The sequence below is a fragment of the Rothia nasimurium genome, from assembly GCF_928382285.1.
Lineage (GTDB): Bacteria > Actinomycetota > Actinomycetes > Actinomycetales > Micrococcaceae > Rothia > Rothia nasimurium_E.
This window is the reverse complement of sequence record NZ_CAKMSS010000030.1, coordinates 1-442: the sequence shown is the minus strand read 5'-3', so window position 1 is coordinate 442 and position 442 is coordinate 1. Positions and strand designations below refer to the sequence as shown.

General features: G+C 50.2%; 1 protein-coding gene. It reads left to right on the top strand.

Features of this window, described 5'->3' with window-relative positions; genetic code table 11:
- Nucleotides 1–296 precede the first annotated feature (296 nt).
- Nucleotides 297–442: GntR family transcriptional regulator (locus L6758_RS11140; protein ID WP_272879126.1), on the top strand; the 146-nt coding region annotated here is incomplete at its 3' end.

Sequence of the window (442 nt, the reverse complement as noted above, 5' to 3'; positions counted from 1 at the left end):
TATTACGCCTTCCCGCTGCAGAGTCAAGCATTTATTTTTGCTTTTCTCTGCGAGGTTCTCACCGGAACCTCGCTGACCCGGCGGCTTGTTTGCCGTTGTTCCGTGTCAGTGGAGGCGCATTATAGGGAGTAATTCTGAGGTGACAAGGGGAAATGCAAAAAAAGTTTTCAACCGTCTCTTTTTTCAACAATGCGGCGAGGACTGTCGCAAAAAACCGCCGTTTTGCCGTTTTAACCGACGAAACGGGGCGCCTGGTGGCATACTGTTAGAGTAGAGGAAAGAAAGGAACGGCATTTATGTCTTTAAGCGCACAGCAACTGGCGGCACAAAAGAACATTTCCTGGGTACTGGCCGAAAAGCTCGCCCAAAAAATACTGACTGGCGAATATCAGCCGGAAAGCATTCTTCCCGGCGAAATGGAGTTGGGGGAGCAGTTCGGCGT